The sequence below is a fragment of the Leptospira kobayashii genome, from assembly GCF_003114835.2.
Lineage (GTDB): Bacteria > Spirochaetota > Leptospiria > Leptospirales > Leptospiraceae > Leptospira_A > Leptospira_A kobayashii.
This window is the reverse complement of the sequence record NZ_AP025028.1, coordinates 2,385,737-2,401,845: the sequence shown is the minus strand read 5'-3', so window position 1 is coordinate 2,401,845 and position 16,109 is coordinate 2,385,737. Positions and strand designations below refer to the sequence as shown.

Annotated in this window: 12 protein-coding genes and 1 pseudogene; all 13 read left to right on the top strand. The window is 37.0% G+C overall.

Going from position 1 to position 16,109, the window contains the following annotated elements:
* Window positions 1-6: 6 nt before the first annotated feature.
* The 13 genes and pseudogenes from DI077_RS10760 to DI077_RS10705 all read left to right on the top strand — a co-directional run bounded on the left by DI077_RS10760 (window position 7) and on the right by DI077_RS10705 (window position 16,105).
* On the top strand, window positions 7-1,791 hold the full coding sequence (locus tag DI077_RS10760; protein WP_109019387.1) for a hypothetical protein: 1,785 nt from the start codon (window positions 7-9) through the stop codon (window positions 1,789-1,791).
* Between the two features lie 7 nt (window positions 1,792-1,798).
* Complete coding sequence (locus DI077_RS10755) at window positions 1,799-2,476, top strand: FkbM family methyltransferase (RefSeq protein ID WP_109019388.1); 678 nt, start codon at window positions 1,799-1,801, stop codon at window positions 2,474-2,476.
* Window positions 2,473-3,390 (top strand): annotated as a pseudogene (locus DI077_RS19875) (hypothetical protein); the annotation flags it as partial. The gene DI077_RS10755 and the pseudogene DI077_RS19875, both read left to right, overlap by 4 nt.
* A 45-nt stretch (window positions 3,391-3,435) precedes the next feature.
* On the top strand, window positions 3,436-4,209 hold the full coding sequence (locus tag DI077_RS19870) for a methyltransferase, TIGR04325 family (protein ID WP_423241790.1): 774 nt from the start codon (window positions 3,436-3,438) through the stop codon (window positions 4,207-4,209).
* On the top strand, window positions 4,196-5,113 hold the full coding sequence (locus DI077_RS10745) for a class I SAM-dependent methyltransferase (protein ID WP_109019389.1): 918 nt from the start codon (window positions 4,196-4,198) through the stop codon (window positions 5,111-5,113). The genes DI077_RS19870 and DI077_RS10745 overlap by 14 nt, the downstream gene beginning before the upstream one ends.
* Before the next feature lie 39 nt (window positions 5,114-5,152).
* Entirely contained in the window at window positions 5,153-5,596 is a 444-nt protein-coding gene (locus DI077_RS10740) for a sugar 3,4-ketoisomerase (RefSeq protein WP_109019390.1), read from the top strand.
* On the top strand, window positions 5,593-6,972 hold the full coding sequence (locus DI077_RS10735; RefSeq protein ID WP_167837110.1) for an NDP-hexose 2,3-dehydratase family protein: 1,380 nt from the start codon (window positions 5,593-5,595) through the stop codon (window positions 6,970-6,972). The genes DI077_RS10740 and DI077_RS10735 overlap by 4 nt, the downstream gene beginning before the upstream one ends.
* 9 nt (window positions 6,973-6,981) lie before the next feature.
* Window positions 6,982-7,938: a Gfo/Idh/MocA family protein gene (locus tag DI077_RS10730; RefSeq protein WP_109019392.1), complete on the top strand. Its 957-nt coding sequence runs from the start codon at window positions 6,982-6,984 to the stop codon at window positions 7,936-7,938.
* Between the two features lie 7 nt (window positions 7,939-7,945).
* Window positions 7,946-9,052, top strand: coding sequence for a DegT/DnrJ/EryC1/StrS family aminotransferase (locus tag DI077_RS10725; RefSeq protein ID WP_109019393.1), 1,107 nt, complete (start codon window positions 7,946-7,948; stop codon window positions 9,050-9,052).
* Between the two features lie 94 nt (window positions 9,053-9,146).
* Window positions 9,147-10,733, top strand: a complete 1,587-nt coding sequence (locus tag DI077_RS10720; RefSeq protein WP_109019394.1) for a hypothetical protein — start codon at window positions 9,147-9,149, stop codon at window positions 10,731-10,733.
* Window positions 10,733-12,829 (top strand): glycosyltransferase, encoded by a 2,097-nt coding sequence (locus DI077_RS10715; protein ID WP_109019395.1) that lies wholly within the window; start codon window positions 10,733-10,735, stop codon window positions 12,827-12,829. The genes DI077_RS10720 and DI077_RS10715 overlap by 1 nt, the downstream gene beginning before the upstream one ends.
* Entirely contained in the window at window positions 12,826-15,087 is a 2,262-nt protein-coding gene (locus DI077_RS10710; protein ID WP_109019396.1) for an ArnT family glycosyltransferase, read from the top strand. Before DI077_RS10715 ends, DI077_RS10710 begins: the two co-directional genes overlap by 4 nt.
* Before the next feature lie 58 nt (window positions 15,088-15,145).
* The gene (locus DI077_RS10705) at window positions 15,146-16,105 is read left to right on the top strand and encodes a glycosyltransferase family 2 protein (RefSeq protein ID WP_242935166.1); all 960 of its coding nucleotides are present in this window, start codon (window positions 15,146-15,148) and stop codon (window positions 16,103-16,105) included.
* Window positions 16,106-16,109: the final 4 nt, after the last annotated feature.

Sequence of the window (16,109 nt, the reverse complement as noted above, 5' to 3'; positions counted from 1 at the left end):
CCCAATATGAAAATTCTATTTTATTCTCCTTTCTCTGCGATTTGGGTACATTCTTTTCCGGAAGCCATTATCGCGGATTCGCTCAGAAAACAAGGACATGAAGTGGTATTCATCAATTGCGACACGCAATTCAAAGAATACTGCGTGTCCATGAGTGCTTACGGATTGAACCAAAAATCGAATGAATCGGATAAAACGTCCGTTTGTCGGGATTGTCTTAAGCATAATTTTTTGCTTAGGGAGTTTTTCGGATTCAAATACGATTTTTTAGAACGGTATATATCGGATTCCGAAAAAAAAGAAGCTCTTCTTCATTTTGATCGTCTTAAGGCTGATTTCGATATTCAAGGAAAGATAGATTATCTTCCCATTATACAATATGCGGTATATGATATTTTATTGCAGTTCAAGAAGAATAATCTCGAGTTTACGGAAGAGGAAAAAAACGCATTTAATATAAATCTTAAAAATTCGATACTTACTTATTTTGGTGCTACCAATGTAATGAAGAAGTTCGATCCCGATGTTGTCTTGATTTATAATAATGCCTACGGAGTGAATCGGGTATTTACCGGAGTTGCCGAACATTTCGGTAAACCGGTCTATTTGCTTCATGCAGGTGAAAATCTTTCGGAGAGACTTGCGACTATGATATTCACAAAACATCATATTCGTTTTTATCGTTCGGAGCAGAGGAGACATTGGGCGGAACATTCGAAATTGCCGGTCAGTTCGGAAGAAGCGAAACAAGTCTCTAACCATTTTTTAGAAGTAATAGAAGGCAAACATTTCATTGCATATTCCGCAAGCAAATCCACTTGCGATTCCGTAAAAGACTTTTTCGGAGTGAGCACCAATCAGAAGTTAGTTGTTGCGACTTTGAGTAGTTACGACGAAAGATTTGCCGCAGAAGTGGTCGGGATGTTGAAAGAGGAAGAAGAACTGGTTTTTTCCAGTTTGATCGAATGGGTTCAAAATCTAATCCGATTTTTTGGCGAAGAAAAGGATATGTTTTTGGTTGTGCGCGTTCATCCGCGTGAGTTTCCGAATAAAAGGGAAACCGTTCGATCCAAACATTCCCTTGAATTTGAAAGGTTATTTCAAAACCTACCTTCCAATGTTAAGATCAATTATCCTTCCGACAATATTTCCATTTATGATATCGCGAAGGAAGCGGATTTGTTTTTGAACGCATGGTCCAGCGTAGGCGAAGAGATGTCTATGTTGGGAATACCAGTACTTCTCTATTCTCCGAACCTTGCCATTTATCCCGCTTCCATCAATGTAGTTGCTTCGGATAAAGAGGATTATTTTGCGAAAATCAAAAGTCTGATCCGGTCCGGTTGGGACATCAATTATAGTTTGTTTTCATTTAGGTGGCACGCGGTTAAGTTCAATCGTTCCGTTTATCGTATCTCCGATAATTTTCAATATAGGGAACGCAATGAATACATTCCCGCTTCGATAGGATATTTTAGAAAATTAAAAAACAGAATCATTTGGAAATGGAAACGTAAAAAATTCGAATCGCAAGGCATTGTATATAACGATTTTGTAAGAGATTGTTTGGACTATAAACCTTTTGATGCGAAGCAGTTTTCTTTGCAGTTGAATCGTGATTTTAATACCAGATTGGATTGTTATGATGAGAAGCCGGTCCGTAGTGAGGACGAATTGATCTATATAAAGAGAGAGATTCGTAGAATCAGAGAGTCATTATTTTCGCAGGAAGAAATTTCGAAAAATGAAAAACCGCTTTTGCTTCATTTCAACCGATTTCTTAAGGACTGATTTTTAAATGGGATTTTTTTCGAAAAAACAAAAGATAAATATATCGGAACAAACAGGATTTCCTTCCTTTTCTCAGGAAGGGGAAGACATGATCCTTCGTGAAATCTTTGAGAACAAAAATGAAGGATTTTACGTTGATATAGGCGCTTATGATCCAATTCGTTTTTCAAATACGAATTATTTTTACCAGCTGGGTTGGAATGGTATCAACATAGAACCTTCTCCTGATGCGATAGCAAAATTCAATAATTTGAGGAAACGCGATATCAATTTGAATTACGGAGTATCGAGGTCTTCTGGAAATTTAGAATATTATAATTTTGAAGAAGCCGCTTTGAATACATTCGATCCTGAAAGAGTGAGTTTTCTTGAGAAAAATTCCCCTTACAGATACAATAAGAAATTGAATATTCCGGTTGCTCCTTTGACTGAAATTCTTACGAAATATTCTAAAAACCAAAAGATCGATTTTATGAATATAGATGTGGAGTGGCATGAATTGGATGTTTTGAAATCCAATGATTGGGACTTGTTTCGCCCTAAAGTTTTACTGGTTGAAATTTTAAATTTCGATTTGAATACAATATCGAAAAACCCCGTTCACATTTTATTAAAAGACTTCGGATATCATTTTGAATGCAAGACTCCGAGGACTTCGTTTTATTTAGATACGAAGAATCAATGAACCCAGCTCCTATCGCATTATTCGTATATAAAAGGCCGGATCATCTGGCGCAAGTGATCGAATCTCTTTTAAAAAATGAAGAAGCCGGAAAAACCGATCTTTATATTTTTTCAGATGGTCCTAAAAACCATCTTGAAAAGGAAGCCGTACAATCCGTACGTGATTCTATCAAAGGGATTTCCGGGTTTGCTTCTGTTCGGATAAAATTGCACGAAGTCAACCAAGGTCTCGCCCAATCTATCATTTCCGGTGTAACCGACGTTACAAGAGAGCACGGAAGAGTGATCGTTTTGGAAGATGATATCGTTGTAGGAAAGTATTTTCTCCATTATATGAATACCGCTTTGGAAAAATATTTCCATAAGGAAGATGTAGCAAGCATTCACGGATACAACTTGCCGATCGCAGACAAAGGATTGCCTGAAAGTTTTTTCCTGCGCGGAGCGGATTGTTGGGGATGGGCTACCTGGAAACGTTCCTGGGATCTGTTTGAAACAGACGGCACAAAATTATTGAACCGGCTCGAAAGTGAATCTCTTACCGGTTTGTTCGATTTGGATGGCAGTCATCCTTATACTCAGATGTTAAGAGATCAAATTGCAGGTAAGAACAAATCCTGGGCGATCCGTTGGCATGCATCCATGTTCTTAGCTAAGAAGTTCACTTTGCATCCTACTGCGAGTCTTGTACAGAATATCGGCTTGGATAGTAGCGGAACTCATTGCGGGGAAGATGCATATTTAAGTCCTTATATTTCTCATAAAAAGATCTTATCTTATCCCGATCTTATCGAAGAAAATAACGAAATCAGAAACTTGATAATCGAATTTCATAAGAATCCTACCGGAATGGATTCGAACCAAGTCCGTTTTGTTTTCTTTCGAAAAGGACTTGAATTCCTTAAGCATCAAGTCCGTCGGGTTTTGAATTTCATAAAACGAAATCTAGCGAAAGATCGGATGCAAACCGATAAACAGAAAGAATGGTATCGAGGCGACTATGTTTCCTGGAAGGATGCAGTTGCAGATTGTTCCGGATATACCGCTCCGAATATATTGGAGAAGGTAAAAAATTCCCTTCTTAAGGTTAAAAACGGGGAAGCAGTCTACGAAAGGGACTCGATATTGTTCGATGAAGTCCAATATTCCTTCCCCTTGTTAGTCTGCCTTTTGTATGTTGCAAGCGCTTCGAATAATCGGTTGAAGTTGATCGATTTCGGCGGATCTTTAGGAAGTTCTTTCTTTCAAAATCGGAAATACCTAAATCATATTACCGATCTTAGTTGGTCGATCGTTGAACAAAAACATTTCGTCGCATGCGGTAATGAATTTTTCAAGGATCAACATCTGAGCTTCTTTGAAACGATTTCCGAATCTAAGGATATTAAAAACCCGAATGTTATCTTGCTTTCCAGCGTTTTGCCCTACTTGGAAGACCCGTATCGAATGATTGAAGAAATTTTGACATTTGATTTCGATTTTATCATAATGGATCGGACCCCTTTTCTTTTTGATGATACTTCGGACAAACTGCTGATACAAATTGTTCCGCCCGAGATATACGAAGCGGAGATTCCGATTTGGTTTATTAATTATAAGAAATTTATATCCCTGATGAATAGGAAGTATGTTCTACATAGTTCGTTCGATTCAATGGAAGAAGATTTTCCGAAAAATTTGAATATAAAGAATAAGTGTTTATTGTTTGAAAAGGAAAAATATGCAAATAAGTAGTCCTATTACCGGTAAAGATAATGTAAAGGTACTTAGAGAATTTTCGACTGGTGATATTGTTCGCAGGTGGAGCGAACTTTTCGGTTTGAATATTGAAAACGAATTCCATGGTCATGATAAAATCTACTTATGCTTATGCGTTGAATCGGGACTTAGATTTTATTTTCCATCCGACGTTGCAGGATCCGATTCTCTTTATAAAAGTCTTTCTGAAAAATTCGATTGGTATTATGGCAGTGAGAAATGGGAATTCGATATCGCTTTTGATATAATGAAACGGTTTGCTCCGAAGTCATTGCTTGAAATCGGAGCGGGGCGGGGGCATTTCATCGAGAAGATCCAAACACTGGGGATTTCCAGTTTGGGATTGGAATTCAATAAGGAAGCGCTTGCTTTTACAAAAAAGAAAAATTTACCGATTATAAATTCCACTATGGAAGCCATGATTCGGGAAAAGAAAAACTACGATGCGGTAGTGAGTTTTGAAGTCTTTGAGCATTTGACAAATCCGAAAGCTTATCTGGAAGAGTCATTAGCTTTGTTAAATAAAGGTGGTTTGTTACTCATCGCGGTTCCGAATGCCAAAAGTTTTATAAGACATGCCGATGTGGCATTGGAGATGCCTCCGCATCATATGTTGAGTATGGATGTAGGTTTTTTCAAATACATAGCCAAAACATACGATTTGGAAATTTTGAAGGTTTTATACGAACCTTTGGCTGAATATCATATCGATTATTATATTTGGATGATAAAACAAGGATACTTTTCCTTTACTCCTAGTAGAAAAGTGAATAAAGTAATATCCGTTTTCTTAAGTGCGTTCAGGAAATTGTTGGAATTCAAAACAGTCCGATCGTTTTTCCGAGGACAAACGATCATGGTTGTCTTTAGAAAAAAATAAACCAACTCCTATCAATTTTACAAAGGAATTTATTTGAAAATGATATCGAATCACTTAGACTTATCAGTTGTAAAAGAAATTGTATTTCAAGACCATAAGGATGATCGGGGGAGGTTGACTTCCGTTGAGTACGGAAAGAATATTCCTTTTGAAATCAAGAGGACATTCCTCGTCCATCAGGTAACTCCCGGCGGTCTGAGAGGTCGTCATGCACATACTGACACCGATCAGGTGTTAACTGTTGTTCACGGATCATACGAAATTTTTGTGAGCAACGGAATTGAATCCAAAACTTTTTTAATGAACAATCCGGGAGTTGGAATCTATATTCCTGCGATGTTTTGGATACGCATGGGTAAATTTGAGAATGATGCTGTTTGTCTCGTTTATGCGAGCACAATCTACGATATGAAAAAATCAATCAGAACATGGGAAGAATATCTTTCTGCCTTGGGAATCGAACAAAGACCGGAAGATCTATGAATTATTCGGAAAAAATATCAATCTCCATAGAGGCGATAAAAGGTGAAAATTCCATGGATGATTTTTGGTCCTGGTATAACACTCGTCTTGCGAAAAATGCATTCGATATCACCGAGATTCCTTTAAGAGATGTTTCAAATTGGAACTATAATGACGAGTCCGTTTCCCATTCTTCCGGAAAGTTTTTTAAAGTCTACGGAATCGAAGTTGAAACGGATTTTTACGGGAAAAGAAAATGGGATCAACCTATTATATCTCAACCGGAAATAGGAATACTCGGTTTTATCGTTAGGGAAATCAAAGGAATATTGCACTTCTTGGTTCAGGCGAAAATGGAACCCGGGAATATCAACATACTTCAGATTTCGCCTTCCGTGCAAGCAACTAAGAGTAATTATACGAGGGTTCATGGAGGCAATTCGACCCCTTTTATAGAGAATTTTCTTTTTAAGAAGGACGAGTCGGTTGTTTACGACCAGTTGCAATCGGAGCAAGGATCCAGGTTTTTAAAGAAAAGAAATCGAAATATGATTTTGGATCTTACTAATGTTGACTTTCCCGATTCTATTCCCGATGATTTTTTTTGGTTAACACTCGGGCAATTGAAAGCGTTATTGAATGTGGATAATATTATCAATATGGATTCACGGACTGTGCTTTCGGGACTTCCCAATTATACCGTTGGCAATACGTCTTATAAGAAAAACATATATTCGGATTCCCTCCGAGCGGATGATGAAAAATCATTTCGTCCTCTATCTTATTTATTCTCATGGATTGCCAATCTGAAATCCAATTTCGAAATCAAAGCGAATTTAAAACCTTTGATCGAAATGAAAGGCTGGGTTACATCGGATGAAAAAATTTCCTCTTCTGGTGATCGCTGTTTTGATGTGATCGGTGTGAAAATAGGCGCTTCCAATAGGGAAGTCAAATCCTGGTCACAACCGATTCTAGCGTCAAAACATGTACTGTTGAACGGGATTGTCATGCAGAAGTTAGGCGGTGTGCCTCATTTGTTATTTCAGGCGGCTTTTGAACCAGGCAATTTCGACGGAGTTGAATTGGCTCCTACCGTACAAAGCTCTCTTTTGGAATTCGATCATGATCCTTCGAATCCGAATTTGTCATTTGCAGGTTATTTCGATAAAGACTTTTCGGATAAGGAAGTATTGTATGATTCTCTTCAGTCAGAGGAAGGTGGGCGTTTTTATCACGATCAAAATAGATACAGTATCATTCATCTGAAAGAAAATACAATTGATAAGATCCCCGAAAACTATATGTGGATCACATTGAATCAGGCTAAAAAATTAATTTTGATTAATAATATATTCAATGTCGAATCCCGTAGTCTTCTATCTTGCATGATTTAGGCGAATACAATGAATTTGTTGATTATCGGATATTCTTCACTCGTTGCGAGAAGGGTTCTTCCCGCCGCTTTAAAAATTCAAAAGTTAAAAAAAATAATCATCTGTACCAAAAAGAAAATTCAAATAGAGAGTGAATGGACAAAGGCCAAAGAAATTGTTTTTTATGATCACTATGAAGTAGACTTACCTTCTCAAGATACATTCGTCTATATTTCCACACCAAATTCTTTACATTCTTATTTCGCGAAATACTATCTGAATCGTGGTTTTCATGTAATCATAGACAAACCTGCGGTAATGAATTCCGCCGAAGCAAAGGAGTTATCGGAACTTGCTTTGAAGAACCGATCGCTTTTGGCGGAAGCGAACGTTTGGTACAGACACCCTCTCGCAAAAGCTTTCAAAGAAAAATTAGATGCGAGTTCTAAGAATCATAATCTAAGAATTTTTCAGTTTTTTACCAATCCTCCTCTCGATAAAGATAATTTCAGATATGATACTGATTATGGCGGCGGAATACTTTATGACAGGGCTTCCTATACAATCAGTTTAAGTCGATTTTTGTTGTCCGAATATCCTGATGAAATTGATGTGCACATCAATGAAAGGAATGAAAAGGGTTTGGATCTTTCTTCGGAGATATTTTTTCGATACAAAGACAGAAGCATACTTCTTTCTTCCTATTTCAGTCTCAATGCCCAATATCTGAATCGCCTTCAATTGTTAGGTGAAAATATCTCTTTGGAAACCGAACGGATTTTTACTCCACCCGATAATTACTACGGAAAGATTCTATCTTCCAGCCAAGGTAAAAACGAAACAATCGATGTTCCCACGGGAGATTCGTTTCAGTTGTTTTTGGAAGAGGTTTTGGATTCGGTTGCCGGGGACGGATACGATAAGTATGCGAATGAACTCTACAGCGATTCTATCATTTTGGATAAGATAATTAATTTTAATAAATAAGGTATTTATGAATCAAATCATTAAAGTTTGGGATTATCTGGAAGAACTCCAGGTGGAAAAAGAAGACATTCTAAAGATCGTAGAGAAAGTTCTTTTTTCCGGTAGACTTATATTCGGTGAAAGTTTGATTTCTTTCGAGAAATCGTTTGCCGACTACATCGGCGTAAAACATGGGATAGGTGTCGATAACGCCACGAATGCTGCGATGCTTGCGCTTAAGGCACTTGGTATCGGTGAAAATGACGAAGTCATCACAGTATCGAATACCGCAGTTCCGACGGTGAGTGCTATCGTTAGCACGGGTGCAAGACCTGTTTTTGTCGATATCGATCCGGACACTTATTTGATGGACACAAATCTGATTCGAAAAGTTATCACCGCCAAAACAAAAGCGATTATTCCCGTACATCTCTACGGGCAATCGGTCGATATGGATCCGATTCTGGAAATAGCAAAAGAGTTTAATCTTAAAATTTTGGAAGATTGTGCACAGTCGCATGGAGCAGAGTATAAAGGTAGTAAGGCGGGGGCTTTTTCCGACTGTTCTACTTTTTCCTTTTACCCAACGAAGCCGCTCGGCGGATTCGGTGATGCAGGTATGATTTTAACAAATCATTCGGAAACAAATGATAAGCTGAGACGGCTGCGTTTTTACGGAATGGATAAGACGTATTATGCGGAAGAACACGGTTATAATTCCCGGGTAGATGAACTTCATGCAGCCATACTTGATTTCAAATTGAAGAAGTTGGATGAGAACAATGATAAAAGAAGAAGCATCGCTGTTCGATACAACGAAATCCTAAAAAATACGGGATTGAAACTGCCTATTGAAAAAGAATACAATAAGCATGTTTATTATCTATATGTCGTTGCTCATCCCGATAGGGATCGAATTTTGGAGGAGCTGAAGAAAAAGAACATTTTATTGAATGTTAGTTATCCTTTCCCCATCCATACGATGAGGGGGTATGCACATTTGGGTTATAAGGAAGGTGATTTTCCAATAACCGAAAAGATGTCCAAAGAGATTTTTTCCATACCGATGTATCCTTATCTTCCGGAAGAGTCTCAAATCCGTGTTTGTGAAGAATTAAAATCCTTAATCGGCTGAACTTCCGGCTGATGTTTGATTTTTCGTTACTTATTTTTTAATGCAAAATTACTGTACTTTATTTAATTCGAAATATCTTTCCCGCGGATTGGCTATGCTGAAATCTTTGGAGGAAAACACGAAAGACTATCATGTTTATGTCTTCGGGTTTGATGATGATACGTACAATGTATTGAAAAAACTCGCTCTTCCGAATGTAACTCCTATTTCCATGCAGGAATTTGAAGGAGAGGAGCTGCTTAAGATTAAGAAGGAGAGAACATTACAGGAGTATTGTTGGACTTGCACTTCTTTTTCCATTTCCTATGTCATTTCGAAATATAATCCATCACAGATTACTTACATAGATTCCGATCTTTTCTTTTTTTCCGATCCGATTCGATTGTTGGAGGAAATGGGAAGTAGTTCCGTTTTGCTTACTGATCATCGTTATACGAAGAAATACGATCAGTCCGAAGAAAGCGGGCGGTATTGTGTACAATTCCTTTCTTTTAAAAACGATGAATCCGGTATGGAAGCACTTCATTGGTGGAGAGATCGTTGCGCGGAATGGTGCTTTGCAAGACATGAAGACGGCAAATTTGGTGATCAGAAATATTTGGATGATTGGACGACACGGTTTAAACGTGTTCACGTATTGCGGCACTTAGGTGGAGGAATCGCACCTTGGAACTCCCAACAATATGATTTTTTCGAAGAAAACGGGAAATTGTCGGGAAGAGAAATTGAAACAAATGAGTCATTTCCTGTCGTATTTCATCACTTTCATGATTTCAAATTTCCTGACGAAGGTGCTTGGGGACATTCGGGAGATTATTATTTAAAATTCGATGTATATCAATTTATTTATAAAAAATATCTGCTTAAATTATTAGAACTCAATTCGATTTGTAAGGAAGTAAAATCGGATCTGATCAAACTTCCCAAAATTGTTTCAAAGTATGAATGGGAAAAATTATATTTACCGAAATTAAGTAAAGCGGATAGGGAATACTTTCGTTCCATTTATCAAAGTCATCATTCGAATTTCGTACTGAATGACGACTTTGATCGGATGGATGTTTCAGCGATTCGAAAACTGATACAATTCGATTTTCGATTGGAGCAAGGATACAACGATTATCAAAAAATACAGGAGTTGGTTTCCGAACCGAACGAACTCGCAGATTTATGGAATCAGAAGATTGCCAGAACTTCATTGTATCTTGAAAAAGAGAACGGTTACGACTGGAACAATTATATATCTACGAATGTAAATTCTTCATCGGAGATGAAATCCTTTGAAATAAAATTTGAGATTCGTGAAAGTCTAAAAGGTTTTCTATGGATGCCTATGTGGAAAAATTCCTGTGCAGTTCGAATCCGAACTGTCTTCCATCAAAATGGTGGAAACAAAGTTGAAATCGCTTTAAAGCCCGATCATACGAACGGGATTTACAAAGAAGATGTTTTATATTTTTTTCACTCTCACGCCACTCTTCAATGGGAGAGATTATCTCTTTCCGAAGGATCCATTGTTATTTCGGGAGAATGGAAGTCATTGAATACATGGGATGCTTATTTGGGAATCCGCGGACTATTGGAATCTCATGGTTCGAAAAGCGAATTGTCGATTCACGGTCTTATGGTTCGTTTCAAGTCGAAGTTGGTTAATCTTTATCGAAGGTTAGTTGGTAAATAATGCCTTTATTTTCTATCATTTCAGTCAGTTATAATAACAAAGATGGATTAAGGAAAACCTTAAAAAGTCTCGAAAGACAACGTTGCAGGGACTTTGAGGTTATCATCGTGGATGGAGGCTCTTCCGACGGAACGCAGGATTTTATCAGGGATGTGATGACTCCTCAGATCCGATTCATTTCCGAAAAGGATAAAGGAATTTACGACGCTCAAAATAAAGGAATCGGTTTTGCCTCCGGTGAGTATCTATTATTTTTAAATGCAGGCGATTCTTTTGAGAATGAGCATGTACTTGGGAAAATAAAAGACTCATCTGACAATGCTGAGGATATCTTATACGGTGATATCCTTATGATTGATAGAAAAAAAGACAGGTATTACATCAAATACCCCGATCAGATTTTTTACAGATACTGGTATCGTGAAAAATACTTATGCCACCAGGCGGTATTTTTCCATAAAAGGGTTTTTCAAAAACACGGAGTTTACGATTTAAAATATCGGTTTGCAGCTGATTTTGATTTGTTGCAAAGAGTTTGGTTTTTGCCTGAAACAACAAAAAAGAGAGTGGATACGGTTGTAGTAATTTATGATCTGGAAGGCGTCAGTGCCAAAAAAGAAAATGAGATCATTATATTCAGGGAATATAGGGCGATTAGAAAAGAACATCATCCTCTTCCTGTTTTTCTATTCTATTCTCTTTTTTATGATACAAAACTATTTGAAATTATACGTTATTACTCCGTTCGGATCTTCTTTTTAATCACCAAACCGTTTGTTATTTTTTCTTATCTTTTGAAACGGGTTTTGATCCGGAGTGATAAAAAATTATACAAAAGCATAATCATAGATAAACGGAAAAAACCGTTTGTCTTGCATCTTTCCACTTCCGATCAATCGGGAGGGGCGGCAAAAGCGGCGTTCCACATTCATCAAAGTTTATTGGAAGCCGGTCAAAATTCCTTGATGTTGGTTTCTAAAAAAGCGACTAAAGACGATCACGTGATACTTGCAAAAGAAAGCACCGGATTCGGCTTTCTCATCGATTTGATCGTTCATTTTAAAAGAAACCGGAGTTATAAGAGAGCCGTTTTCAAAAAAGAAGTAATGCACTCTTTTCAAAATTATTCCTTTCTGGACATAAAATTAATACTTCAAGTTTTAAAGCCTGATATCGTTCACTTACATTGGATTGGAAATAATTTCATAAGCATTGAGGCCTTGCAGGAGATTCAAATGCCTATCGTTTGGACGATGCATGATATGTGGCCTTTTCTCGGAGCCGAACATGTTTGTTTCGACGAATCCTATAAAACAGGGTATTCCTCCGATAATGTAAATCATACCGTTTGGGAAAGAAAAAAGGAAGCTTATTCCAAACTGGACATTCATCCGGTAGGTGTTAGTCGATGGATTTCCGATATCGCCAAAGAAAGTCTTTTATTTTCAAAATATCCGACTAATGTGATTCCGAATATTATAAGAACCGAGATTTTTTTTCCGAGAGATTCCGATTCATCGCGTGAATTTTGGCGTTTTCGTTCTTCCGAAACTTTATTATTATTCGGATCCGATTATAGGGATGGAAACAAAGGTTACTTTGTAATAGAAAATTTAATCAAAAAATACGAAGAAGAAAAAAGAAAAGATATTACGTTTATCGTCTTCGGTTCTATCCCGATCGAATTGAAAACGGAATTTGTAAATGTTATCAATATCGGTTATGTCAAATCTTCCGAAGAGCTTGCGATTCTGTATTCCTCAGTTGATATTACGCTTGTTCCTTCCAAAATCGAATCTTTCTGCCTAACTGCTGCGGAGTCGATTTCTTGCGGAACCCCCGTTGTTTGTTTCGATACATCCGGATTGAAAGATATAGTTATGGATGGAGAGACCGGATACAAAGCGGAATGTTTTAGTCAGTCATCCTTTGAGGAAAATTTGGATAAAACTATCATCGCTTCTAAGCGAGATGGTCTTTTTAAGAAAGAACGATTACATGATTTTATTAAGGAAAGATTCGGGGCATCCGTCGCTTCCGGAAAGTATTTGGAATTGTACGATAGTGTTTTAAAAAATAAAGGTGTCAGTGTATGATATTATTCATTGTTCATAGTGTTTTACTTTTTGTTTTTTCCTATTCCATCATCAGATTTTTAATTCCTGAAAAAAAGAATTTTGAAACGATCCTATATTCTTATCTACTCTTTTGGGCAAATATACTTTTTACCAGTTTCATACTTTCCTTTTTTAATATTCTGGATTGGAAAATTTTATATTTTTCCTTATCCGTATCGATTCAATTCGTTGTTTTTATCGTTCTGTTCAGAAAGAACATAGGATTTCGGATCGGGTTTCCGGAGTTTAAAATTCCAAGGCTTCGGTTCGATCTGTATTCGCTTGTTATCGTATTTCTTTCATTGATCTTTGTATTGCAGTTGATTCTTTGTTTCTCCTATCTTCCTTTAACACCTGATACACTTTCAAGCAAGCTGGTGAAAATTTACGCTTTTTTGCAGAATCATACTCTTCTTCCGAACCCCGACTTTGACGGAGATTTGGTATTCATGTCTCCTATCAATACTGCAGTGACATGGATGTATTTTATCATATATAAAGTATCGTTCAGGGCATTGCATTTTTTTTCCCTATTCAATTGGGTAACAATCGGATTCTCTTCTTATTTTTTATGTAGAAAACTGGAGATTAGCAAGTTAGCATCCGTTATGTCCACAGCGCTCCTTATCTGTTCCGATGTATTTCTTTTAAATGCCACCGGAGATAATGACGATATTCTTGCCGCATCCAGTTTCGCAATCGGAGTTTTGGCATTTGTAAATTGGTATTCCGAAAAACGGATGATTTATATTTTGTTAGCTGGTCTCGCCCTGGGAATTAGTTTGGGAATTAAACCTTTTGCGGCTTTATATTATCAACTTGTTATCGGTATTATTGTTTTTTATTTTATTAAATACGGGATCAAATCGACTTTTTCGTTTGTTCGGAAATTCCTATTTCACGGCATCGTATTCGTATTTGCGGTTCTTTTTATGTTATTCGGAGTTTTCTACGAAAATTATATGATGAGAGGAAATCCGGTTAAGTTTTCCAAAGTGGTAAGTGCAGTAAATAATTCGCCGTTTAGTTTCAAGATCGCAGGAATTAATCTGGTGAGCCAAAATATGGAATTATTTCTCACTCCTGCTTTGGTTCCTACGGGAGTAGGTCATCGGGAAGAATTGTCAGATGTGGCAAACCATCTGTCAAAAACCGTTATCAATAACCTTTTCAATACCACTCAGGAAGAAGTGAATACGAAATATTCCGCGCATACGAATATGACTACGATCGCATACCCTTTGTTTTATGATCATTCCGTGAATTTCGGTTTTTACCCTCATTTACTTTTGATTTCAGCACTGATAGGTTTTTTATCCTTTAATAAGGTTCGGCCGATCGTTTATGTATTGGGACTCTCTTTTCTTTTTGCGGATATAGGGTATTGCATCCATAATAAATATGTTATGGGTATTATGAGATATTGGATGATAGTGTTTACTATTACAGCTCCTTTGATCGGTTTTGCATTGGACCGTCTGAGAAAATTAAAATCCTCCTTCGTTTATAAGATCGGTTACCCTATTTTCTTTATCGCTTTCGCCTATTGCATATTCACTTCGTTTTACGGTTTGTTTAATAATTATTACAGATCCATCGGTGCGATTATAAGTTATACGAATTTCAATTCATACCGAAAACAAATATCCGATAGAGTCGCGGAAATACTTCCCAAAACTCCCGAATTCAATGTGGTTTATGTGAATAATTACCCGAATGCTTTGATTCATAATCTTGCTCCGGATTCCAAGATTTTATCGAAGAATCAAGTGCAGGAAGCGATTCCAAATATCATCATATCCCAGTTGATTCCATTGGGTATACAAAACTATTCCTCCGCCAGAAGGATTGTAAATCTTACAGTTGATGAATTGAAGGAAGATTATTTTATTCTTATCGGTAATTTCTTCGACGCGAAATTTTTTATGAATCGGGTTCCGAAGCAATTGCAACTGACTGATGAGAAGAAAGAAGTTCTATTCTATTTTTCCCAGCCTGTAGAAGCCAAGTCTGGCGAAAATATAACAAATACCGGGCTTGTATCCAAATTCAAAGAAATGGATTCCTTCGAATCCGCTTATTTTAAAACGGATAATGAAAATAAGGAAATTCAGATTTCTCCGTGGACGGATTTCAGAGAAACAAACTTGAAGTTTGGTAAGAAAGACAAAACAATCATAGTTAAGATCAGAAACAAAAAAACAAATAAGACTTATTCGAATTCATATCCTATTTGAATCGAATCGGATTCTTTAACGCTGAAAAGTATATTAAAAAAGGGAAACAAATACAATCGTGGACAAAATCGCAGTTATTTTACCGGCATATAACGAAGAGTTAACGATCAAGGATACGATTCTTGATTTTGCAAAAAAATTCACTTCCGCTCAAATTGTTGTTATCAACAATAATTCGAGTGATCGCACGGAAGAAATTACCCGCAAAACATTTAAAGAATTTAAAATCAACGGAACATTGATCAACGAAAAGAGGCAAGGAAAGGCTTTTGCCGTCAGAACTGCATTTCATGAGATTGAAGCTGACATATATGTGATGTCTGACGCGGATTGCACATACCAGGCGTCCGATCTGCCGAATCTGATCAAAGCTTTGTCGGAAAATTCAGCGGATATGATTGTTGGTGACCGACATCATAGCGGTGCTTATAAGAATGAAAACAAACGTAAATTTCATTATTTCGGCAATATGCTGGTGAAATGGTTTATCAATACTTTGTTCCAATCTAAATTGAATGATATCATGTCGGGATATAGGGTCTTTACCAGAAGATTCGTAAAAACATATCCTATTTTATGCAAAGGATTCGAATTGGAAACGGAGATGACCTTGCATGCCTTGGATAAAGGATTCAAAGTCATTGAAGAGAAAATCGTTTATAAAGACAGACCGGAAGGCAGCTTTTCAAAGCTAAGTACTTTTAAAGACGGTATTAAAGTAATAAAGACTATCATCTGGATCTTTAAGTTTTATAAACCTTTCCATTTTTTCGGCTATCTTTCCGCATTATTGTTCTTTTCCGGTTTATTGTCCGCTTATCCCGTATTCGAGGATTATTACCGTGAAAAATACATCTATCATGTTCCGCTTGCGATCCTTTCCACCGGACTTATGATTACATCCTTGATCTCACTCTCAATCGGTTTGATTTTAGATACCAGTTCCAGATTTCATAAGTTTGATTTTGAATTGTATCTCTTGAATTATAAAGATAAAAAACCTAGTGAACGAAAGTAAGGCG

Bases quoted from the DNA above. Each gene is read 5' to 3' on its own strand.
- DI077_RS10745 (WP_109019389.1), top strand. From the start codon at position 4,196: ATGCAAATAAGTAGTCCTATTACCGGTAAAGATAATGTAAAGGTACTT.
- DI077_RS10755 (WP_109019388.1), top strand. From the start codon at position 1,799: ATGGGATTTTTTTCGAAAAAACAAAAGATAAATATATCGGAACAAACA.
- DI077_RS10710 (WP_109019396.1), top strand. From the start codon at position 12,826: ATGATATTATTCATTGTTCATAGTGTTTTACTTTTTGTTTTTTCCTAT.
- DI077_RS10740 (WP_109019390.1), top strand. From the start codon at position 5,153: ATGATATCGAATCACTTAGACTTATCAGTTGTAAAAGAAATTGTATTT.
- DI077_RS10730 (WP_109019392.1), top strand. From the start codon at position 6,982: ATGAATTTGTTGATTATCGGATATTCTTCACTCGTTGCGAGAAGGGTT.
- DI077_RS10760 (WP_109019387.1), top strand. From the start codon at position 7: ATGAAAATTCTATTTTATTCTCCTTTCTCTGCGATTTGGGTACATTCT.
- DI077_RS19870 (WP_423241790.1), top strand. From the start codon at position 3,436: ATGCAAACCGATAAACAGAAAGAATGGTATCGAGGCGACTATGTTTCC.
- DI077_RS10720 (WP_109019394.1), top strand. From the start codon at position 9,147: ATGCTGAAATCTTTGGAGGAAAACACGAAAGACTATCATGTTTATGTC.
- DI077_RS10725 (WP_109019393.1), top strand. From the start codon at position 7,946: ATGAATCAAATCATTAAAGTTTGGGATTATCTGGAAGAACTCCAGGTG.
- DI077_RS10735 (WP_167837110.1), top strand. From the start codon at position 5,593: ATGAATTATTCGGAAAAAATATCAATCTCCATAGAGGCGATAAAAGGT.
- DI077_RS10715 (WP_109019395.1), top strand. From the start codon at position 10,733: ATGCCTTTATTTTCTATCATTTCAGTCAGTTATAATAACAAAGATGGA.